This window comes from Sanguibacter biliveldensis (assembly GCF_033798665.1).
Taxonomy (GTDB): domain Bacteria; phylum Actinomycetota; class Actinomycetes; order Actinomycetales; family Cellulomonadaceae; genus Sanguibacter; species Sanguibacter inulinus.
On sequence record NZ_CP138359.1, the window covers coordinates 3,795,070 to 3,815,856 of the forward strand.

19 protein-coding genes and 1 tRNA gene are annotated in these 20,787 nt (G+C 72.0%); 10 read left to right on the forward strand and 10 right to left on the reverse strand.

The window, feature by feature from the left end; translation table 11 throughout:
- Positions 1-127: 127 nt before the first annotated feature.
- Complete coding sequence (locus tag SANBI_RS16445) at positions 128-1,621, reverse strand: DEAD/DEAH box helicase (protein ID WP_319161345.1); 1,494 nt, start codon at positions 1,619-1,621, stop codon at positions 128-130.
- Positions 1,622-1,955: 334 nt separating this feature from the next.
- Here SANBI_RS16445 and SANBI_RS16450 point away from each other — a divergent pair, with 334 nt between their 5' ends.
- The gene (locus SANBI_RS16450; RefSeq protein WP_056127650.1) at positions 1,956-2,687 is read left to right on the forward strand and encodes a M50 family metallopeptidase; all 732 of its coding nucleotides are present in this window, start codon (positions 1,956-1,958) and stop codon (positions 2,685-2,687) included.
- 224 nt (positions 2,688-2,911) lie between these two features.
- Here the strand turns inward: SANBI_RS16450 and SANBI_RS16455 are convergent, their stop codons facing one another.
- On the reverse strand, positions 2,912-3,196 hold the full coding sequence (locus SANBI_RS16455) for a hypothetical protein (protein ID WP_056127647.1): 285 nt from the start codon (positions 3,194-3,196) through the stop codon (positions 2,912-2,914).
- 371 nt (positions 3,197-3,567) lie between these two features.
- On the opposite strand from SANBI_RS16455, the gene SANBI_RS16460 reads away from it, so the two are divergent.
- Positions 3,568-3,640 (forward strand) — tRNA-Lys (locus SANBI_RS16460).
- 89 nt (positions 3,641-3,729) lie between these two features.
- Here SANBI_RS16460 and SANBI_RS16465 read toward each other — a convergent pair.
- Entirely contained in the window at positions 3,730-4,506 is a 777-nt protein-coding gene (locus SANBI_RS16465; RefSeq protein WP_319156966.1) for an Ltp family lipoprotein, read from the reverse strand.
- Positions 4,507-4,776: 270 nt separating this feature from the next.
- On the opposite strand from SANBI_RS16465, the gene SANBI_RS16470 reads away from it, so the two are divergent.
- From SANBI_RS16470 to SANBI_RS16485, 5 genes are all read left to right on the forward strand, one after another.
- Positions 4,777-5,154, forward strand: coding sequence for a PadR family transcriptional regulator (locus tag SANBI_RS16470; RefSeq protein WP_319156969.1), 378 nt, complete (start codon positions 4,777-4,779; stop codon positions 5,152-5,154).
- Complete coding sequence (locus SANBI_RS16475; protein WP_319156971.1) at positions 5,151-5,861, forward strand: HAAS signaling domain-containing protein; 711 nt, start codon at positions 5,151-5,153, stop codon at positions 5,859-5,861. Before SANBI_RS16470 ends, SANBI_RS16475 begins: the two co-directional genes overlap by 4 nt.
- Positions 5,862-6,033: 172 nt before the next feature.
- Positions 6,034-6,201 (forward strand): type II toxin-antitoxin system HicA family toxin, encoded by a 168-nt coding sequence (locus tag SANBI_RS18830; RefSeq protein WP_408669766.1) that lies wholly within the window; start codon positions 6,034-6,036, stop codon positions 6,199-6,201.
- A complete protein-coding gene (locus SANBI_RS16480) occupies positions 6,198-6,569 on the forward strand; it encodes a hypothetical protein (RefSeq protein ID WP_319156973.1) in 372 nt (123 codons plus the stop codon). The genes SANBI_RS18830 and SANBI_RS16480 overlap by 4 nt, the downstream gene beginning before the upstream one ends.
- Before the next feature lie 130 nt (positions 6,570-6,699).
- A complete protein-coding gene (locus SANBI_RS16485) occupies positions 6,700-6,972 on the forward strand; it encodes a DUF7882 family protein (protein ID WP_056127638.1) in 273 nt (90 codons plus the stop codon).
- Positions 6,973-7,080: 108 nt separating this feature from the next.
- Here the strand turns inward: SANBI_RS16485 and SANBI_RS16490 are convergent, their stop codons facing one another.
- Complete coding sequence (locus SANBI_RS16490) at positions 7,081-8,445, reverse strand: MFS transporter (protein ID WP_319156976.1); 1,365 nt, start codon at positions 8,443-8,445, stop codon at positions 7,081-7,083.
- A 116-nt stretch (positions 8,446-8,561) separates the two neighbouring features.
- Between SANBI_RS16490 and SANBI_RS16495 the strand changes: the two genes are divergently transcribed.
- Both SANBI_RS16495 and SANBI_RS16500 read left to right on the forward strand, forming a co-directional pair.
- Positions 8,562-9,365 (forward strand): hypothetical protein, encoded by an 804-nt coding sequence (locus SANBI_RS16495; protein ID WP_319156978.1) that lies wholly within the window; start codon positions 8,562-8,564, stop codon positions 9,363-9,365.
- A complete protein-coding gene (locus tag SANBI_RS16500) occupies positions 9,362-10,048 on the forward strand; it encodes a DUF4166 domain-containing protein (RefSeq protein WP_319156980.1) in 687 nt (228 codons plus the stop codon). Before SANBI_RS16495 ends, SANBI_RS16500 begins: the two co-directional genes overlap by 4 nt.
- A gap of 32 nt (positions 10,049-10,080) precedes the next feature.
- On the opposite strand, the gene SANBI_RS16505 is transcribed toward SANBI_RS16500, so the two are convergent.
- The 6 genes from SANBI_RS16505 to SANBI_RS16530 form a co-directional block, all read right to left on the reverse strand.
- A complete protein-coding gene (locus SANBI_RS16505; RefSeq protein WP_319156982.1) occupies positions 10,081-11,268 on the reverse strand; it encodes a VanZ family protein in 1,188 nt (395 codons plus the stop codon).
- Between the two features lie 151 nt (positions 11,269-11,419).
- Positions 11,420-13,759 (reverse strand): mechanosensitive ion channel domain-containing protein, encoded by a 2,340-nt coding sequence (locus SANBI_RS16510; RefSeq protein WP_319156984.1) that lies wholly within the window; start codon positions 13,757-13,759, stop codon positions 11,420-11,422.
- Between the two features lie 136 nt (positions 13,760-13,895).
- Positions 13,896-14,885: an HAD family hydrolase gene (locus tag SANBI_RS16515; RefSeq protein WP_319156987.1), complete on the reverse strand. Its 990-nt coding sequence runs from the start codon at positions 14,883-14,885 to the stop codon at positions 13,896-13,898.
- Entirely contained in the window at positions 14,882-16,054 is a 1,173-nt protein-coding gene (locus SANBI_RS16520) for a cysteine protease StiP family protein (protein ID WP_319156989.1), read from the reverse strand. Before SANBI_RS16520 ends, SANBI_RS16515 begins: the two co-directional genes overlap by 4 nt.
- Positions 16,051-17,610, reverse strand: coding sequence for a phosphoribosyltransferase family protein (locus SANBI_RS16525; RefSeq protein ID WP_319156991.1), 1,560 nt, complete (start codon positions 17,608-17,610; stop codon positions 16,051-16,053). The genes SANBI_RS16520 and SANBI_RS16525 overlap by 4 nt, the downstream gene beginning before the upstream one ends.
- Positions 17,607-18,764 (reverse strand): HpcH/HpaI aldolase/citrate lyase family protein, encoded by a 1,158-nt coding sequence (locus tag SANBI_RS16530; protein ID WP_319156995.1) that lies wholly within the window; start codon positions 18,762-18,764, stop codon positions 17,607-17,609. The genes SANBI_RS16525 and SANBI_RS16530 overlap by 4 nt, the downstream gene beginning before the upstream one ends.
- Positions 18,765-18,948: 184 nt before the next feature.
- On the opposite strand from SANBI_RS16530, the gene SANBI_RS16535 reads away from it, so the two are divergent.
- Positions 18,949-20,739, forward strand: a complete 1,791-nt coding sequence (locus SANBI_RS16535) for a TerD family protein (RefSeq protein WP_319156998.1) — start codon at positions 18,949-18,951, stop codon at positions 20,737-20,739.
- Positions 20,740-20,787: the final 48 nt, after the last annotated feature.

Below are 20,787 nucleotides of genomic sequence, written 5' to 3' on the forward strand. Positions count from 1 at the left end.
AGCGCTCCACCTACGCGATCTGTATGGGTGGAGCAACCAGAGACAGCACGAGGCCCGCCGGTATCACCGACGGGCCTCGTGCTGGTACTGCTCAATGCTGGGTACTGCTCAGGCTGAGTAGCTCTCGTCAGCCCTGCGCACGACGGCGCCCGCGAGAGGCACCCGTCCGGGCGCGACCGCCACCGGCCGAGTCCGCCGAGGAGGACTGGCCGCCCCCGCCTGTCGACGAGCGACGCTGCGAACCGCCACCGGCGGCCGGCGTGCTGGTCGAGTACGTCGTGACGCCGCGCGAACCACCGCTGCGTGCGCCGCCCGAGGCACCACGGCCACCACCGGCCCCGCCACGCGAGCTGCTGCGGCCCTCGCCGGACGCCGAGGCACCCGAACCTGCTGCGCCGCCACGACCGGAACGGCTGCGGCCGCCCCCGCCGCTCTGGCGCTGCTGCGGCTGCTGGACGACGACGGGCGCGGGGGTCACGTAGTCGGCGACCTCACCGATCAGGTCGGTCACGACAGCGTCGCCGGGGGCGACCTTGCGCGGCTGGGCGTTGATCTTCGCCTGGCGCGTGAGGTCGCGGACGTCGCCGCGCTGCTCGGGGAGCATGATCGTCACGACGTCGCCGCCCGACCCGGCACGGGCCGTGCGGCCCGAGCGGTGGGTGTACGCCTTGTGCTCTGCGGGCGGGTCCACGTGCACGACCAGGCTGACCTCGTCGACGTGGATGCCACGTGCTGCGATGTCGGTCGCGACGAGCACCTTGACGGTGCCGCTCGAGAACGCCTCGAGGTTGCGCTCGCGCGCACCCTGGCCGAGGTTGCCGTGCAGGTCGACCGCGGGGATGCCGTCGGCCGTGAGCTGCTTGGCGAGCTTCTTCGCCTGGTGCTTGGTGCGCGTGAAGAGCACGCGCTTGTCGACGCCCGAGGCGAGCTCGCGGATGACGTCACGCTTCGCGGCGGCGTCGGCCACCTCGAAGATGTGGTGGCTCATGGTCGAGACGTGCGAGTCGGCGCTGTCGACCGAGTGGCTCGTGGGGGCGTCCATGTAGCGCTTGACCAGCTGGTCCACGCCGTTGTCGAGCGTCGCGGAGAACAGCAGACGCTGACCCTTGGCCGGTGTGCGGTCCATGATCCGCTTGACGCCGGGGAGGAACCCGAGGTCGGCCATGTGGTCGGCCTCGTCGAGCACGGTGATCTCGACGTCGTCGAGGGACAGCAGGCCCTGGCCGAGGAGGTCCTCGAGGCGCCCGGGGCACGCGATGACGATGTCGACGCCGCCCTGGAGGGCTGTCACCTGACGGCTCTGCGCGACACCACCGAAGATGGTGGTCGTCTTGAGGCCGAGCATCTTGGCGAGCGGCTCCATGGTCGCGTTGATCTGGTTGGCCAGCTCACGCGTCGGGCACAGCACGAGACCGCGCGGGCGGGCCGGCTTGCGACGACCGCCGTCAGCAGCGAGGCGCGTGACGGTCGGGAGCGAGAAGGCGAGGGTCTTGCCCGAGCCCGTGCGGCCACGGCCGAGGACGTCGCGTCCCTGGAGGGTGTCGCCCAGGGTGGCCGACTGGATCGGGAAGGGAGCCGCGATGCCGTTGTCGGCGAGGTAGCTGATGAGCTGCGTCGGCAGCGCGAAGTCGTCGAAGGACGTCGCGAGCCGCGCTGCGGGGGCTGCCGGGGCAGCGGGGGTGCTGGGAGCCGCGGCGGTCGGTGCACCGGCCGGTCGTGAAGACTGGCCAGACCGGTTCCGGTTGCGGGAGGATGCGGGCGCGCCGGAGCGCTGGGAGTTCGTCAAGGGTTGCCTTATCTCTTGGCGCCGTCGGGCTGTTCCCTCGACGCTCGGTGCGCGTGATGTCGCGCTGCCTCCTCGTATTCTCTCACGGGGAGACTGTGGACTGTCTGGAGATCGTGTGATGTGACGAGCGACTCGCCGCTCTCACAGTGCGCTGTGGTCCAATGCTCGGGTGTCATACCTCTCCGAGATCTGGTCCCGCGCGACCGAGCAGCTGCCCGCTCCCGACCAGTGGGTCGTGTGGGCCACCGCCGCCGTGGCGCTCGTCGTCGTGTGCTTCCGCCCGACCTGGCGGGTGTCCCGCCACGTCGTGACCATCGCCCACGAGGGCGCCCACGCCGTCGCCGCGCTGATCACCGGACGCCGCCTGAGCGGGATCCGGCTGCACTCCGACACCTCGGGCCTGACCCTCTCCTACGGCAAGCCACGCGGCTTCGGCATGATCCTCACGGCACTCGCCGGGTACATCGGCCCCGGGCTCGTCGGTCTCGGTGCTGCCTTCATGCTCCGCCAGGGCTACGGCGTCGGGCTGCTGTGGCTGCTCATCGTGGTGCTCGCCCTCATGCTGCTGCAGATCCGCAACTGGTTCGGGCTGCTGTCGATCCTGGTGAGCGCCGTGGTGCTCGTCGCCGTCTCGTGGTTCGCGAGCACCGAGTGGCAGACCGCCGTCGCCTACCTGGTCACGTGGTTCTTGCTGATCGGTGCGCCCAGGCCCGTCATCGAGCTCCAGGCCTCGCGGCGACGCGGCAAGGCCCGGACCTCCGACGCCGACATGCTCGCCGGGCTCACGCCGTTCCCCGGGCTGTTCTGGGTCGGGGTGTTCCTGGTCGTCACCGTCGGGGCACTCGTGCTCGGGTCCTGGTGGATCGGGCTGTGGTCGATCGAGGACCTGCCCCGGTTCTGAGGCACTGGCGGGGTTCTGAGGCCTTCGCGGGGTTCTCGGCCCAGGCTTGCGGTGCAACCGTGAGCCATTGCCGTGCAGCCATGCGACCCCGCGCTGGTGACGCACTTCCCTGAAGTCGCTCCCCCGACGCGACGACGCCCCGGTCGCCGTCCCAGGGGGGTGGGCGACGACCGGGGCACCTGGCGTCGGCTGGTCGAGACCGGCCGACGCGGCTCAGGTCAGGATCACGCCTGCTGCGGGGTGAGGCTGAAGGCCGTCGACGCGCCGTTGGGCTCGGCGTCGAGGCTGAGGTCTGCGAGGACCGTCGAGGTGACCTTCTCCACGAACACGTGGGTGGTCCCGAGGTCGATGACCTCGTCCTCGGTCTTGGCCTCGGTCACGAGGGCCAGGTCGAAGTCGCCGGGCGTCCCGTCCGCAGCGGCGATCCGAAGACCTCCGTCGGCGGGCAGCTCGGCCTGGGTAGCGAGGTCGACGACGGCCTGTCGGGCGTTGTCAGTCAGAGTCAGCATGCTGGTCTCCTAGGATCTTGCCGGGCACTCCGGGGTTGTCGCGGCGCAGGGATGGCGCACCGTTCGACGACCCCTCGTGGAGTCTTTCGGACCACTCCACCGAATCAAGCCTGGCGACGGCACGCAACCTGGGGCGGCCCCGCCTCGGGCCCACCAGGCTCTGCCGAGCAGCTCTCAGCCCCGGCATCCTGGGCCTGGCGCAGAGTTGTGAAACTTCTGCACCCGATCCACCCCTCAGGACCCGGTTCGCCCCCAGAGCACCCGACCGCGTAATCTGTCGCTGGCGCGTCGCTCCGGTCGACGCCGACCTGCACTCCGCCCGCAGCCACCTGCCCAGGCGTGCCGGACGGCACGACAGCCAGGCACGCCGAGGGCCTCTAGCTCAGTTGGCAGAGCATCGGACTTTTAATCCGCGGGTCGTGGGTTCGAGCCCCACGGGGCCCACCGTGCACCCGCAGCGCCCTCCGACCGGAGCCCCCGACCTCGTCGAGGTCGGGGGCTCCGGCGCTTCTCGTGTCGAGCAGCGACCCGCGTCAGTACCCGACCGCGGTCGCGCCGTGCTCCGCCTCGGCGACGCTGAACCCCTCGAAGACGAGCTGGTCGATGAGCCCCTGCCGCGAGAAGGTGCTGAAGTCGAGGTAGGACTGCGCCTTCTCGGCCGCCTGCGCGTTCCAGTCCGGTGCGATCGAGTCGACGGCGAAGGTCGCGTCCTCGGTCGAGAAGCCTTCGAACTCGAGCTGCCCGATGAGCCCCGTGCGCGAGAACGCGCTGAAGTCCAGATAGCTCTCGGCGGAGCCGATGGCGTTCTGCTGAGAGAGCGAGGCTGCCGGGGGCGCCTCGGGAGCCGGAGGCGCCTCGGCCACCGGGGGCGCGGCAGGCTCTTCCGCCACGGGCTCTTCGGCCGCAGGCGCCTCGGTCTCGGCCGGGGCCTGTGTCTCGACGGGCTCGGCCGCGGCCTCCTCGGCTGCGGTCTCGAGCTCGCTGACACGGGCCTCAGCCTTCTCGAGGTCTGCCTTGAGCGCGTCGACCTCGTCCGACGCCGTCGCGGTGGCAGACGGCTCGGCGGACGAGTCGGGCGTCGACGACCCGCCACTCCCGATCCCCACGCCGACGAGCAGCGCGACGACGCCGACGATCGTCGGGACGAGCCACGCACGCCGCTTCTTCGCCGGTCCCGGGGCTGGAGCGCCCGGTCCGCCCCACGGCCCAGGTGCCCCAGGTCCGGCGGTTGCGGGTCCGGGCAGGCCCGGTCCGGGTGCGCCAGGCCCTGGAGCACCTGACCAGTGCGTTCCGGGGCCGCTCGGGCCCACAGGGATCGCCTGGGTTCTCGGTGCCCCTGAGACCACCGGTGCAGCCTGTGGACGAGGCGGGGTCTGGCCACCGGGCGGCGGCGGCGGGACTGGCTGGTCGGGTGTGCTCATGATCGTTCCGTCCCCCTGCGTCCGGTGATGATCTCCGGAGCGTAGACCCGTCGCACCTCGCTGCGGCCGGGACCAGGGGGCGAACTTCGACGTCCACGACCATCTGCCGCCTCGAACTTCACCCTGCCTGAACCGCTCTCGACCGGTAGAGTGCGTCGCATGGTACCCGGCCAGGCGCAAGCGCTCGCGAACCTCCGACGAGGGGTCGTCGAGCACTGCATCCTCGCGTCGCTGCGGTCGGGCGAGAGATACGGCTTCGACATCGCCCGCGAGCTCGAGGGGACCCTGCTCGCGAGCGCAGGGACGCTCTACCCCCTGCTCTCACGTCTGCGGAAGAACGGGCTGGTCGCGTCGTCGTGGCAGGAGTCGACCGAGGGCCCTCCCCGCCGCTACTACAGCCTGACCGCCGACGGCGAAGAGGCCCTGCAGGCCTTCGAGTCGGCCTGGGGCCCGTTCCGCGACGCCGTAGACGCGGCGCTGTCCGACCACCCGTCGCCTGACTACCCGATGCCCCACCAGCCGGAGGAACCGTCATGACCATGGGACAGCACGACCCCGGGGCGCAGCACGGCTCCGCCGCCTGGCTCGGGGCGCACGCCGAGCGCTATCTCGCCGAGGTAGACGCGGCGCTGCTCGCCCGCGGCGTCCAGGACCGCGCCGAGATCGTCGCGGGGATGCGTGAGCACCTCCGTGAGGCGACGCACGGCGCGATGCCCGGAGACGGCGCGGCCCTGCGCGACGCGCTCCGCCGGATGGGCGACCCGCAGGCGATCGCGGAGGCCGCGGCCGACGACGCCGACCCGTCAGGCGCGCAGGGCGTGGCACCGGTGGTGGACGACCACGTCGTCGCGCCGGGCAGCCGGTGGGTCGAGTCGTGGGTCCCGTCCGTCGCGCTCGGCCTGCTGCTGGTCGGAGGTCTGCTCGTCGGGCTCGTGCTGCCTGTCGTCCTCGTCATCGCCGGCGCGGTCCTGCTCTGGGGCTCGGCGCTCTGGACAGTCCAGGAGAAGGCTCTCGCGAGCGCCTCCACCCTCGCCCCAGGTCTCGCCCTCTGGTTCGTGCTCGGCTTCTCCGGGGTCGAGGAGTGCTCCACGCAGTCGACGGGCGTCGACGTCCAGACCGTCTGCTCGTCGAGCGGTGGGGGCGGGGCTGTCATGACGGCTGTCGTCTTCGTCGTCGCGATCGCCGGGGTGGTCGGCTCGGGCGTCCTGTGGCAGCGCGGGATGGTACGGGCGACGGCCGCCTAGGTCCGGTGACCATCTGGCTCCGGTGACGGCGAGCCGCTCAGTTCCAGCACGCTAGCCCGCACGGACCCTGTGGACGGAGCGCGCACTGCACAGGACCTTCGATGCCGCGCGAACCTTGACATCTAGATGGGCTAGACCCATATTCGTGAGCATACCTAGACGCCGGAGAGAGATGGTCCGGGCCCTGCTGGCGGCGGGGTGGACAACGGTGAGGAACCGCGGAGGCCACGAGATCTGGGGGTGTCCGTGCGGCTCTCACTCGACCGCGCTCCCCAACCACCGGGAGATCTCGGCTGGTGTCGTCACATCGATCTTCCGGCAGATGGAGGCGTGCGCATGACCACGTACACGGCAGACGCGGTCCGCGACGGGCGGTGGTGGCTCCTCACCGTGGACGGCGTGGGCGCGACACAGTCCCGTTCGCTGAAGGATGCTCCGGACGCAGTCCGGGGCCTGGTGTCGGCGATGCAAGACGTCGACCCCTCGACCGTCGAGGTCACGATCCGCCCGCAGGTCGGCAAGGACCTCCTCGAGCACGTCGAGGCAGCCCGAGAGTCTGTCGTCCGCGCGGCGAGGCTCCAGGCCGACGCTGCTGCGCAGTCACGAGCCGCTGCACGGGAGCTCCTGAGCATCGGGCTCACCGGGAAAGACATCGCGACGATCTTGGACGTGAGCCCGCAACGAGTCAGCCAGCTCCTCACGTCGTGACCTTGCGCGTCGGGCACGTGCCGTGTCACCGCGCCCGCCGACCTCCTCATTCGCCCGCCCGTCCTGCCGATAGGACGGGTGAGCGCGACGGGGCCCCGCCGCGCCCTGCGGCGACACTGGAGTGCGATCGATGGGAACCCTGAAGTACGGAGACGACTCCTACGCTGTCGCGGACAAAGACCTCGCCGGGCTCCAGCTCGCGACGGTCGAGGCCTTCCAGCACCGGCAGGGATTCTTCGTCGAGCTCCAAGGGCTGCAGAACACCGTGACGCTGTCCTTCAGCCCCGGCGTCCCGATCACGTTCAGGATCGACACCTCCGACCCGATCCACAGCGGCGCCGACGTCGTCGCAGGCTGGGTGCGTCAGGCAGGCAAGGGCGGGACCGTCGAGATCCCGATCTGACCTTGGCTCGCCCAGAGCCTGATCACGGCTCGCCCCGCACCCTGTCGGGCTCGCCCGGCCGCGCCCCACGCACGAACCACAGGCCGGCCGAGCCCAGGCGCAGCCGCCTCAGGCCGACGACCGGTCGCCCCGTCGCCACGGCCCCTCGCGCTCAGGAGCCAACCACCGGGTGAGCCCGAGCGCGCCCGCGAGCGCCACGACCCCGAGCACCACACCGGCCCCGGCGAGGGACAGCACGGCGGTCAGCCCGCTGAGGGCGAGCGGCCCGGCGGCGCCGCCGGTCTCCCCGAGGACGTTCCACACCCCGAGGAAGGTCGCCCGGTCGGCGACGGGGGCCGCGTCGGCGCCGAGGGTCTTGACCACCCCTGAGCCGATGCCGCTGCCGATGCCGAGCAGCACCGCCCCGCCGACGATCCCAGCCAGCCCGTCGACGGCGCCGAGCGCGCCCATGAGGATCAGCCCGACCCCCATGACACCCGAGCAGGACACGGCGACGACGCGTCGGCCGTACCGGTCCATGGTGACGCCGGCCGGGTAGAAGAGCAGCAGCTCGGCGGCTGCGGCAGCCGCGACGACGAGGGACGTGGTGTGCGGGTCGGCGCCGGCCTCGGAGAGCGCGAGAGGCACGAGGACAGGACGCAGCGACCGTGCGAGGTTGATGATCACGACACCGATCCCGGCTGTCGCCAGGACCGAGGCGTGGGCGTGGATCACGGAGCGTGCGGAGGCGGGGCGCGCGGCGGCAGGTCGCGTGGAGGCAGGGTCCGTGGAGCCGGCGGGAGACGCGGTCGGGCGGTCTGCGGGCCGGTCGACGCTGGCTGGTCTCACCGTCGCCGGACCGGCCGGCACGTGGTCCGCACCGCCTGCTGGAGACTCACCCGACGACCCGCGTGCCAGGCCTCGTACCTCGGGCTCGCGCACGACGAGCACCGTCACGGCTGCGAGCAGCGCGGCCGCGCTCGCGACCATGAATCCTCCGTCGAGCCCGGCCCAGGCCTGGAGCGCCGCGCCAGCCAACGGCCCCACGACGAGCCCGACACGGCTCGCCCCGCCGAGGAGCGACATGGCGCGCGCCCTGGCCGCGACCGGGACCACGTCCATCGTCCAGGACTGCCGCGCGACGGCGAAGGCCGCAGACGCGACCCCACCCGAGAACCCGACGACCGCGAGCGCGGCAGGCGAGCTCGCCGCGACCGCGCTCGCCCAGACCACTGTCGAGACGAGGCTCGCGACGACCAGCACGCGCCGCTCGCCGAAGCGCACCGTGAGCTGCCCGGCGGGGATCGACCCGGTGAGCTGCCCGAGGCCGACCGTCGCGACGACCAGAGCCGCGAGCGAGAGCGACGCTCCCCCCTCGATCGCGCTGAGCCCGAGGACGACCATCGCCGCACCCTCGCCCCCGAAGACCAGGGCTGTCGGGACGAGGACGGGCCAGACGATGGGGCGCAGCCAGCCCTGCGTCGTGCCGCTCACTGCACCAGCCTCCAAAGTATCTTGACGTCAAGATAAACTTAGACCCGGTGGTCCCGCTCGTCCACAGGGGCACTCTCCCCATTCCCGCCCGGAGCGGGGGTGGCTAGGGTCGGCGCATGGGCAGAGGGATCTACGTCGAGGTGCGTGTCGCCGCACCGATGGACCGCCTCTGGCACGCGACCCAGGACCCCGACGCGCACGCCTCGTGGGACCTGCGCTTCTCGTCGATCACCCACCTGCCCACCCCCGAGGGCGAACCACGACGCTTCCGCTACGACAACCGAACGGTGCCCTTCGCGCCCATGACAGGGGTCGGCATCTCGCGCGGAGAGCGGCACAGGCCCGACGGCTCGTGCACGTCGGCGCTGCGCTTCTCGGCGGACTCCCGCCTCTCACCCATCGCGTCCGGAGACGGCTACTGGCGCTATGTCCCCGACGGGGCCGAGATCAGGTTCTTCACAGGGTACGACTACGTCCCCGGCTGGCAGGGCCCGACGCTCGACCGTGTGATGGTGCGTCCGCTGATCGGGTGGATGACCGCCTGGAGCTTCGACAGGCTGCGGCTGTGGCTCGACCACGGGATCTCACCTGCGACGTCCCTGCGGCGCACCCTCACCCTGTGGGCGGCCAGGCTCGCGCTGGCGGCAGCGGCCGTCGTCGCCGTCCCGCTCCTTCGCCTGTCCCCCGTCGTCGCGGCCGCCCTGGCACTCGCGGCGCTCGTCGCGCCGTCCCCGGTCCTCGTGCCCAGGGCCAGGAGATGCCTCCGTCGGCCGCCAGCCGGCACGCGCCCCACGACGCCGAAGATCGCGCGCGACGTCGACGAGGCCGCGCTGGACCGGGCTCGCGGGCAGGCCCAGGACCTCACCTCTGAGTCACCCGCGCCAGTCTCACCGCCGGTCCCCCAGGAGCACACCCCATGACCACCTCCGTCTTCGCCCAGGCGCTCGGCAGCGACGTCGAACGCCTCCACCCCCAGATGCGCCGACGCTTCGGGCTCACCCCCGACGGCGAGAACGCGTGCGTCGGGCGCGGGGTCATGGACTCGGTGTGGCGCGGGCCTCTCGTCACCGTCCCGTTCTTGTGGTTCGGCGCCTGGCGCAACATCCTCGTCCCCCGCACGGGGAAGGGCGTCCCCTTCACCATCGAGAACTACTGCTACGTCGACGGCCTCGGACGCGACACCACGACCTTCGTGCGGACCTTCGAGTTCCCCAGGCACCGACGCAGCCGCTTCGACGCGACGATGGTCTACGACCCTGCGTCCGGCCGGGTGCTCGACTACCTCGGCACGCACCAGCACCTGGCGGTCGACCTCGACCTCGAGGTCGACGAGCGCGGCGGTCTGCTGCTGCGCTCCGGTGCGCAGCGCTTCTACGAGGGCCCTGTCGGCTTCTCCTTCCCGATGGCCGCCTCGGGGACCGCCGAGCTCCACGAGCACTACGACGACCAGACCGAGCGGTTCCGGATCGACCTCACGGTCTCGAACCCTGTCATGGGACCGATCTTCGGCTACCGGGGCTCCTTCACCTGCAACTTCTCGACGATCCCCGCCGCATCCGTCCCGGCATCCGCGAAGCCGCTGCGCGAAGAGGCGCGCGGCTGACAGGCCTGTCGAGCACCGGGGCCTTGAGCCCCTCAGACCTTCCTGACGTCAGCCCGTTCCCCCGACGCGACGGCCCGAGAGTCGACGAGGGTCGCACCCGAGAGCGCGAAGGACACCCCACGCCTGCCCTCGGTCGCCGGCACCCCGAAGAAGGCCACGAGGAGCACGAGCAGAGACGCTGTCCCAGCGAGGTCCTGGGCGGCGTCGGGCAGCGCGTCGACGACCTCGACAGTCGAGAGCGCAGCGTAGGCACCCCCGGTCACGCAGGCTCGGCCGAGGCGCTGAGCCAAGGTGCCGTCGCCGAGCCGACTGCGCCCGGACGCGCGGGCCGACCTCCCCCGCTCGGGCCAGGCGGGCCGCAACCACAGGGCTCGTTGCCCGAAGGAGGCTCCCGACCTCGTGAAGGCCGGGAGGACGAAGACCAGCAGACCCGGGACCGCGGTACCGAGGATCACGTCGCTCAGCACGTCACCGTCCGGGAGCGGGTGCCCGAAGGCCAGCAGACCCGCGCGGTAGGTGAGCACCAGGACCAGCGGGACGGCTGCGAAGAGGAACCAGTCGACGGCCATGCCGGTCCACCGGCGCCAGACCGTCACCCGGCGCGGACGTCCCCGCTCCCGGACGAGGTCGGCCGACCTCGGGAGCCAGACGAGCACGAGCGGAGCGACGAGAGCACCGACGGCTGCGCCGAGGGTGTTGGTCAGCACGTCGTCGACGTCGGCGATCCTGTACGAGCAGCCGACCAGGCCGAAGACACCCGTGTACTGGGTCACCTCGACGAGGACCGACACGGCGAAGCCGCTGACGACAGTGACGAGCACCCCACGGTCGAAGAACCTGCGGACCGCGACGCCCCACGGCACGAAGAGCAGCACGTTGAAGACGACCTGGAGCACCGACCGGCTCCGCAGGGTCTGCGACAGACCGAGACCGGCGGTCTCCCGGCGGATGTCGTCGACGAAGGCGAGGGGGCGCAGCTGGGCCGCGTCGATCCCGTGCTGGGCGCACCATCCCGCGGCCCCGGAGGGCAGCGGCAGGAGCGTGTACGCGACGAGCGCCACCCCGTACACGGCGAGCCCGGCCGAGACCAGCAGGCGCCGGCCCGAGAGCCGGCCGTAGCGACGGCTCTGGACGAGGACGATCGGGAGGAAGAAGACGGCGAAGAGGAGAGCTCCGCCGAAGACACCGACATAGGCAGGCCAGGTCCACTGCTGCGGCACGAGACGGCTCCGGAGGTGAGACGGGACAGGGGGCTGTCCTAGTCAACACGCCCGTCGTCGCTGCCAGCGTCCCCCTGCCGGGCGACCTCGCAGGTGGGACGGTCCGACCAGGGTCGCAGCCGGCCGCGCAGCAAGCCAGCGGTCCCCGGGGTCAGCGGCCGCCCGAGCCTTCGCCGTCGGTGCCCTCGGTGCCGCCCGCAGCCCCGTCCTCGCCGTCGAACCTGGGCAGACGGGTGGTCTCCTCAGTCACGCGCGGCAGACGGGCCGTCTGCTCGGTGCTCGCCGGAGCAGCGGTGTCAGCCGACCGGACCGAGCGTCGCAGCACACCCGTCCGGGTCACCGAGGGCTGGGCGGCCGTCGTGGGCTCAGCAGCTGGTGCAGGTGCCTCGACAGGCTCGGCGGCGCGTCGGGCCTGCGGGGCGGAGGGCCGCCCCTCGTCGTAGGCTCGACCGCTCGCCGGAGGTGGCGGCGGGACCGGGCCCGCGCTCAGCGAGTCCTCGGGAGCGGCAGCCCGGCGAGCACCTGAGGGTGGGATCGCCGCCGGCCGTGCGTCGTCGACAGGACCACCCTCGGCGGGACCACCTTCGGCAGGCAGGCCGTCGGGCGCGGTCGCCGGCTGCGCCACCCACGGGTTGGCGGGAGCCTGTGCTGAATCCTCTGCCGCGGTCCGCACGGGCGCGCTGCGGTCGAGCGACGTGTCGTCCTCGCCCTGAGGCGCCGCGTCATGCTCGTGCGCCCCTGCTGGGACACCCTGGGCCGTCGCCGCGGCCCACTCCCCCGAGGTCTCTGGTGTCGTCTCGACGATCCCCGTCGCACCAGCCTCGGTCGCGGTGCTCGCCACCTGGGGTGCCCCGCTCGCCTCCTGGGCCGCGGCGCTCCCCGCCGCCTCGTGCCCGGCGTGGCGACGCTCGGGCACGGTCTCGCCCTCGACGCCCTCGGCACCCGGCGCACCCTCGAGGTCGTCGTCGGTCACCGCGTCGAGCATCGCGGTCCGCTCGCGCTCGTCGATGACCTCCTGGCCCGGGCCGGCGAAGGCCTTGGACCGCTCGACGGCGGCCTCGCTCCCGGTGAACAGACCTTCGCTCGTCGCCCAGGCCATGGTCCCGGCGCTCTCGTCGGTGGACTGGCCGGGGACCGGAGCTCCCTGCCCGGTCTCGTCTGCAGGGACGGCACCCAGGACCGTGGTCTTCTCCTCGGACGGGACCGGCTCAGGGAGGTTGTGGAACCCGCGCGCGGGCTCGGACAGGTGCATCCGCACACCGGGCCGGGCGGACCTGGGCGCGATGCGCCGAGGCAGCTCGGGCTCGGACGTGACCTTGGGCTTGTCCCGCTCGGCCCCGTAGCGCTGCTCGTCGAAGAGCGAGTCGAGCACACCCGAGCGCACGGGCGTCTTGCCGAGGTCGATCGCCGCAGAGTCCCCGCCGACGGACTCGAGGGCGGCGCCGACCTTCGCGTCGCTCGTCGTGAGACGGGTCCGCGGCATGCCCTGCGGCGCGGCACGCTGCAGCCAGTCCACGAGGCCCTCACGGACGTAGCAGCGCAGGTCGAAGAGCGTCCCGGCGTCGGCCGCGCTGGCGAGCGCACGCATCCGCACGTAGCCGTTGGTCGCGTCGGTCACCTGGAGGATGCCCACGCGCTTGTCCCAGAGCGGCGACGCGTCGAGCAGACGCTTGAGCTCGGCGCGCATGGCCGGGACCGGCACGTCCCAGTCGAGGTCGATCTCGACGGTCCCGAGCAGCTCGGCGGCGCGTCGGGTCCAGTTCTGGAACGGGGTGGTCGTGAAGTACGTGCACGGCATGATGAGCCGTCGGTCGTCCCAGAGGTGCACGACCACGTAGGTCATGGTGATCTCCTCGATCCGGCCCCACTCGCCCTCGAGGACCACGACGTCGTCGACGCGGATCGCGTCGGTGAAGGCGATCTGCATCCCGGCGAACACGTTGCCGAGGGCGGTCTGCGCGGCGAGACCGGCGACGATCGAGATGAGACCGGCCGAGGCGAGCAGGCTGGTCCCGGCGGTCCGTGCGGCCGGGAAGGTGAAGAGCATCGCGGCGATCGCACAGATGACCACGAGGGCGACGGTCACCCGCCGGACCACGACCACCTGGGTGCGCACCCGCCGTGCGTGACGGTTGTCGACCACGTCGGTTCGGAACCGCGCGAGGACGCTGTCCTCGACCACGAAGGCGAGCGCGCCGACGAACCACGCCCCCACACCGATCCCGATGATCAGCAGCCAGTGCTCTGTGCCGACCGTCCACTGGTCGGCGTCGTTGGTCGTGGACCGCAGCGCGATCAGCAGCGCCAGGACCACGAGGACGGCGCGCAGCGGACGGCGCATGCGGTGCGAGACGTCACGGACGAACTCGCTCCGCCGACCTGCCCTGCGCACGACGATCGAGACGATCGTCCCGAGGATGTAGGCGACGACGACCGCTGCTGCGGCGACGACGAGCGTCACCACGATGTTGGAGGCTTCTTCGGTAGGCACGACCCCAGGCTAGGCACCTCACCCGGGACTGTCCTGTGAAGAGAGGTGTCAGACCTGTGACGACCTGCGGGAACACTCGCCGACGACGGTCAGACTGTGCGGGGACTCACAGCGCGGCGTCGCCGCGAGCACGGTCTCAGCTCTTGCCGAGCACAGCGACAGCCTCGTCGAGCAGCCACTGCGCGACCTCCTGCCCACCGGTCGCCCCCGCGGTGGCCGTGACGACCAGCCCCTCGGTCTGCCAGCCGACCTCGTGGAGCTCCCCGTGAGCAGGCCGGACGGCGCGTGTCGCGGACTCGAGCATCTCGGCGTCCAGCAGCGAGTCGCCCGCCGCCAGGACGGTCTCCGCACCGACCCGGCGCGCGACCTCAGCCACGGCGCCACCCTTGCGCAGCCCGACCGGGACGACGTAGAGCTTGCGCCCCTGGAGCGAGGCCCGCCAGCCGTGCTCGGCAGCCCACGCGGAGACCTCCGCGACGAACCCGTCGGGCAGGGCGTCGCGGTCGACGACCGCGTAGCAGAACAGCTCTTCGGCGTTACGGAGCTTCGAGGTGAACTCGGGCCTGAAGGTGTCGGCCATGTACTGCTGCACCTCCGCGAAGGGGTGCGAGGTCGCGGCGAGCTCACGCTCGACCTGCCGGGTCCAGTCGTCGTCGGTCTCACCGTCGACGAGCAAGAACCCGCCGTTCGCGGTGATCGCGTAGGGCACGGGCGGACCGGGCAGCGAGATCCGGCGGTACTGCGCGCGCGTCCGGGTCGTCGCCGGGACGAGGACCCCGAGCTCGGCCAGCCGGGTGATCGACGCGAGAGCCGTCCGGGTCACGTGCGAGAGCGGCTTGTGGTCGTACATCTCGACGCACACGAGGTCTTCGTAGAGGGGGCTCTCGCGCAGCTTGGTGCCCGGCGGCAGACCGAGCTTCGCGGCCTTGCCGGAGTAGATGAGCGTCCTGTCGAGGTCGCTGGCCGCGAGGACGGGTCGGCGCAGCCCTGCCGAGACGACAGGTCTGTCGACCGCGACAGGCAGGTTCTCCGACGGGTCAACCGACGTCTCGTCGCTGGTCCCGGCGGCAGCGTCGTCGAGCGTGTCCCCCGTAAGGTCCGCGCTCGTCTGGTCCGCAGCCGTCACTGGGCCGCCGTCCCGTCCGCGCCTGTCGCACCACGCGTGAACTTCGGGTGGATCAGCCCCACACAGCTGTAGGGCAGGTCGTCGACCTCGACGACCTCGACCCCGCGCTGCTCGGCGAGCAGCAGGACGTGACCGAGCTCCTGGCGGGCGTCGGCGCGCACGAGGATCTTCCACGGCACACGCCGCAGGAGCACCCGGGTGGTCTCCCCGACCCCGGGCTTGACGAGGTTCACGTCGCCGAGGCCGTACTCCTGCGAGATCGCCTCGACGGCCTTCCAGCCTGCCCAGCTGAGCTCGGGCGCAGGCTCGGCCCGGCGCTGCGCGACGGTGGCACGGACCGCCTCGGCCACGGACGAGAACTGCATGCTCACGCGGTCGAGGAACTCACCCGAGACGTCGACGCCGGCGAGCTCGGAGTAGAACTTCGCCCCGTGGTACATGCCCGGACCGATGAGCGTGTCGTTGAGGACCGTGCGCGAGACGAGCCCGGAGACCGTCGAGTTGAGGCAGGCCGAGGCGATGAGGTAGTCGTCGCGGGTGCCGAAGAGCTCGGCGCAGTGCCCAGGGTCGGCGAGCACGGCGAGGTCGGACCTGAAGCCCTCGACCAGCCCGAGCGCCTCGTTGGCCTCCTCGACGGCTACGGCGAGCTCGCGGGAGATCGCTCCCTTGCCCGTCCACCCGTCGACGAACATGACGTCCTGCGGCCTGTGGTGCTCGGCGAGGTAGCGCAGCGCGAGCTGGTCGATCCCACGACCGCGGACGATGCTCACCGCGTAGTGCGGCAGCACGAGGCCGTGCGCGTAGCTCGCCCACCGGCGCATGAGCACGCCGATCGGCGTGCCCGCCCGGGCGAGCGAGACGAGGACGGCCTTGTCGCCGCGCTCGGCGAGCACGAGCTCGGTCACCACACCGACGGCGTGGGCGAGGCGCGCTGCGCTCGAGCGCAGCGCGTCGTGGAACAGCTCGGTGTACTCCGGGGTCGGCTGGTACTCGACGGGCAGCGACTCTGCGTAGTGCGCGCCGCCCGACTGGATGGCCTCTTCACGCTCTTCGGTCGGCGCCTCGAGCTCGACGCCCGAGAGGTCGCTCAGCAGCCAGGCCACCTCGTGCGAGTCGTACGAGCCGAAGGCGGGACCGTGCAGGGGCGCCGGCGGGGTGGGGGCTGTCACGGGGTGGGCTCCTCGGTGCTGGTGGCGTGCGGACCTGCGGTGCTGCGCGCCGCGGTCGCCGGGCTGACGCCCGGCGTGGTGCTGGGGACGACCACGACGTGCACGTGGTCGCAGTGCTGGGCGACGACGTCGACCAGACCGCCCGGGGCTGCGAGCCCCGGGGTGTCGGCGGGTGCGTCGACGACCACGACGATATCCGTGAACCGGCGGGACGCGTCGACTCCCGGGGCGACGTTGTGCGCGAACCGCGGACCCGGGCCGTCGTCGGGGTCGTCGTGCGCGGGGAAGGTCACGGTCGTGCGGATCGCGTAGCCGGGGTCGTCGAGGGACAGCACGGGCGACCGGGTGGTCGTCGAGTACCGCACCCTGACGTCGTCGGAGACTGCCGCGGTGAGCGCGACCCCGACGAGCAGCGGCGCGTACATGAGCTCTTCGAAGCCGAGGACCAGCACGTCAGGGCCCACGAGCTCGCGGGCGAGGTCCTCGGCGAGCGCCACGGCACGAGCCTGCAGCACGGCCTCGTCCTCGACCGAGAACCCGTGCCGGCCACCCTCGCGGACACCGTCCTCCCAGGCGGCGCGACGGGTGACCGCGGCACGAGGGGTCGCACGCGTCGCGGGTGCGGCGTGCGCACCGTCGTCAGCCGTGCCACCGTCAGCACGACCGACCTCGTCAGTACCGTCCGCGCGCAGCAGCTCCTGCTGCGCGCTCTGCTCGGCCACGACGACGGGAGCACGCTCGAGCACGTCCTCCGGGAGCGTGATGGTCCCGCTCGTGAGCGCGACGACGTCGACCCGTGCCCCGATCTCGCGCCCGAGCGCCTCGAAGCGCTCTTGGTCGGCGGCCGACCTGAGGTCGATGAGTGCGGCGACGACGTACCGGCCCCGAGGGCTGTCAGCGTGCAGCGCGCGCACGGTGTTGAGGACGGTCGTGCCCGTCGAGATCTCGTCGTCGACGAGGACGAGCGTGCTGGCGTCCGCGAGGAACCTCGGGGCGGCGGGCAGCAGCAGGTGCTCGGTCGCGTGCGAGTGCTCTTCGGCGAAACCGGCCGCGGGGGTCACCCCGGCGACGGGCCGACGGGTCGAGTGCAGGGACGGCACCCCGAGCGCGGCACCGACGCAGTGTCCGAGAGCCGTCGCGGTCTCGGCGTAGCCGACCACCACGGTCGCCCCCTCGGCCTCGGGCGCAGCCGTGACGGCGTCGTGCAGGCCGTCGACGACGAGCAGCAGGTGCTCTGCCGCACCGGGCTCGCCCACGAGCGCGGCGGTCAGGGCTTGCGTGACGCCAGCCCGGCGCGCAGCGTCGGCGACGCTCGTGACGTCCGCGAGCACATCGGTGACCAGCAGACCGAGCAGCGTGCCGGCGGCCTGGACGATGCGCGGGTCTGTCGGGACGTGCTTGCCGAGCACCGTCGAGACGAGCAGGTGCGCACGGCGCGGGTTGCGCCGCAGGGCGAGGCCGACGAGGGCGTCGAGCGGCAGGTCGACCGCCGACCTGTCGGTCGTCAGGCCGACGCCGAGGCGCGCGGAGACCCAGTCACCGGTCCAGCCGTTCACAGCTGGTCGCTCGCGGAGATGACGTCGATGTAGCTCACGTCTTCGTTGACCACGCCGAACATCGTCGCGCGGCGCAGCAGCTGCTCGGCCCAGGCACGGTGCGGCTTGCTCTCGTTCATCTTGTTCTTGTACTGCGAGGCCTTCACGCCGCCTGTGGTCGCGGCGAGGATCTCGCACGCGTCGCTGTACTCCTCGTGCGAGACCACGGACAGGGCGTGCACGGCGGCGACGTGCGAGGGGTGGATCACGGTCTTGCCGGTGAGCCCGTTCGCCTGGTCCAGGACGACCTCGCGGATCAGGCCGTCGAGGTCGGCGTCGATCATCTTGGCGCGCAGCGGGCGCTCGTCGTGCTCCTTGAAGGGGCTCTCGCGCAGCTGTGGCTTGAAGATGCGCTCCTGGTAGGAGAAGTACTCCCACACAGGACCAGTAATGACGAAGCCGTCGCCGCCCGCCCGCCCGAGGACGTTGACGATGTCGGAGATCACCGAGGCGATGACGTGCACGTGGTAGATCGTCAGCTCGCGGTTGCGGCGCAGCCCGTAGGCGGAGGACAGGTCGGTGGCTCCGGTGCGCACGGCGAGGATCGTGCTGCGGTGCTTCATGAGGAGCTGGCGCACACCCTCGAGCTCGTCGCGCCGCGTCTCGGTGTAGGCGAGCTCGGGCGACTCGAGCACGGGCATGGCGTAGAGGCGACGGCCGGTCCGCTCGCTCGCGGCCTCGATCTCCTCGAGGAACTCGACACCTGTCGAGCCGAGGAACTTGGGGATCACGAAGCCCGCGAGGACCGGCAGGTGCTCGCCCAGCCCGTCGACGATCAGCCGGATCTGGTAGGCGGAGCGCACCCGCACGAAGATCAGCGGACCTGAGGCCCCGGTCTGGGCGTACTCGCGCAGCTGCGCGACGGTGTTCTGCTCCGCGAAGGGAACCTCTTCGTCGGCGATCGAGTCTTCGAGGCACACCACGAGCGACACGACGCCGTAGGCCGCGCGCTTGGCGATGTCCGCCGCGAGCCGCGGCCGGGTACCCGGGCTGTAGAGGGTCGCGCCGAGGCCCATGGCGAGCATGCCGGGGTCGGTGTCGACCGTGAACGGCTGCGGTGCTCGGTGGAAGAGGCGCTGGATCTCAGCGTCGCTCAGGTATTCAAAATGACGCATGGCCCTGGCTCTCTGAACAGACCGGGACCCCCGGGGGTGACCAGGGGTCCGACACGCGCTCGAGGCCGAGCGCAGTTCAAGATAGCCGAGCAGGATGACAATCGCGGGTCGAGAGCGACCGACCACGCTGGGGAGAACTCCCCCGCACCGCGACGCACCCAGGCTGCTCTGCGACGATGTGCCTATGACGCTGATGACCAAGGGCTCGAACATCCCCCTGACCGCCACGCGCCTGCGCGCAGACCTCGTCTGGGACACGACGGGTGGCGGCCCTGACGTCGACGCCTCAGCCCTCCTCGTGACCGAGTCCGGCAAGGTGCGCTCGGACGACGACTTCGTGTTCTTCAACCAGCCGCAGCACGCCTCGGGCGCCGTGCAGAAGCTCGCCAAGGTGCCTGTCGCCGGCCAGCTCCGCGACAGCCTCGAGGTCGACCTCGGCCGCGTCGAGACCGCGATCGACAAGATCGTCCTCGGGGCGTCGGCCGACGGCGGCACCTTCGGTCAGGTCCGGGGGCTGCACCTCGTGCTGACCGACGGGGCGACAGGCGTGGAGGTCGCGCGCTTCGACATGACGGATGCGAGCACCGAGACGGCGTACGTGTCGGGTGAGGTCTACCGCCGGGGTGGTGTCTGGAAGTTCCGTGCCGTGGGCCAGGGCTACGCCTCGGGCCTGGCAGGTCTCGCGACAGACTTCGGCATCACCGTGGACGACGAGCCCGCCGCGCCTCCCGTCGCTGCGGCGCCAGCAGCCCCGATCACCCCACCCGCCCCGGCCGCCCAGGCCGCACCGACGCGTCCCGCACGCACCTCGCTCGCAGGCCCGTCGGCGTCGCAGCCCGCAGCACCGGGCACGACGGACGCCGGTCGGACTGCACCGCGCATCGACACGACCCGCCCGGACCGCGCTCCGGCGGCACCCGTGCAGCCCGCGTACACCCCGCCGCCCGCACCCCAGCACAGCGCCCCGGCGGCCTCGGCTGGAGGACCGATCGACTACACCCGCCCGAGCCGCACGCAGCCGAACCAGCCTGCCGCGCCCGCGGCACCTGCCGCACCTGCCGCACCTGCGACCCAGTCCACCTCGGCGCTCCCGAGCATGCCGCCGCCCACGGGCCGTCCCCTCGCCGGGTACGCCCCGCCGCCCGTCGGCACACCGTTGTCCCAGGCGCCCCAGTACGCACCGCCCGGGTCGCCCGCCGCTCCGCAGGCACCGGCAGCTCCGCAGGCACCGCCCGCACCCGCAGCCCCCGGCTACGGGGCGCCCACCGGGTACGGCGTGGCGCCCTCCCCCTGGGGCCAGCCGGCACCAGCGGCACCGCAGGCGCCGTCCCCGTACGGACGCCCGGACGCGACGAGCGGCGGCTACCCTGCGACGCCCCAGACCGGTGGCGCGACCGTGAACCTCGACAAGGGACGCGTCAGCCTGACGAAGAACCAGCGCGTCTCGCTCGTCAAGACCGGCGCGCCCCGCCTGAGCAAGGTCCAGCTCGGGCTCGGGTGGGACCCGGCCTTCGGGGGCAAGTCGATCGACCTCGACGCCTCGGCCATCGTGCTCGACGCCTCCGGCAAGGACATCGACTCCGCCTGGTTCGCCTCCAAGAAGGCCTGCAAGGGCGCCGTGACGCACCAGGGCGACAACCTCACGGGCCAGGGAGACGGCGACGACGAGGTGATCATGGTCGACCTCGACGCGCTGCCCGCAGAGGTCGCGGCCGTGGTGTTCACCATCAACTCGTTCTCCAAGCACCTGTTCACCGACGTGAAGAACGCCTACTGCCGCCTGCTCGACTCGACCACGCGGTCTGAGCTCGTGCGCTTCGACCTCACGGACTCCAAGCCGAGCACCGGGGTCTTCATGTGCGTCTTGCGCCGCGCGGCGCAGGGCTGGGAGATGGAGGCGCTCGGCGACTTCCACGACGGCCGGTCGGTCAAGGCGATGCGCAAGCCTGCCGCGCAGTACGTGCACGCGGGCTGACACCCGCTCGGTCCGGGCACGCGACCTGACACCCGCGCCCCGCGCGCA

Excerpts from the sequence above, each read along its gene's own strand:
- SANBI_RS16455 (WP_056127647.1), bottom strand. The coding sequence starts at position 3,196 with ATGCTGACTCTGACTGACAACGCCCGACAGGCCGTCGTCGACCTCGCT.
- SANBI_RS16470 (WP_319156969.1), top strand. The coding sequence starts at position 4,777 with ATGGTACCCGGCCAGGCGCAAGCGCTCGCGAACCTCCGACGAGGGGTC.
- SANBI_RS16475 (WP_319156971.1), top strand. The coding sequence starts at position 5,151 with ATGACCATGGGACAGCACGACCCCGGGGCGCAGCACGGCTCCGCCGCC.
- SANBI_RS18830 (WP_408669766.1), top strand. The coding sequence starts at position 6,034 with ATGGTCCGGGCCCTGCTGGCGGCGGGGTGGACAACGGTGAGGAACCGC.
- SANBI_RS16480 (WP_319156973.1), top strand. The coding sequence starts at position 6,198 with ATGACCACGTACACGGCAGACGCGGTCCGCGACGGGCGGTGGTGGCTC.
- SANBI_RS16485 (WP_056127638.1), top strand. The coding sequence starts at position 6,700 with ATGGGAACCCTGAAGTACGGAGACGACTCCTACGCTGTCGCGGACAAA.
- SANBI_RS16495 (WP_319156978.1), top strand. The coding sequence starts at position 8,562 with ATGGGCAGAGGGATCTACGTCGAGGTGCGTGTCGCCGCACCGATGGAC.
- SANBI_RS16500 (WP_319156980.1), top strand. The coding sequence starts at position 9,362 with ATGACCACCTCCGTCTTCGCCCAGGCGCTCGGCAGCGACGTCGAACGC.
- SANBI_RS16530 (WP_319156995.1), bottom strand. The coding sequence starts at position 18,764 with ATGCGTCATTTTGAATACCTGAGCGACGCTGAGATCCAGCGCCTCTTC.
- SANBI_RS16535 (WP_319156998.1), top strand. The coding sequence starts at position 18,949 with ATGACGCTGATGACCAAGGGCTCGAACATCCCCCTGACCGCCACGCGC.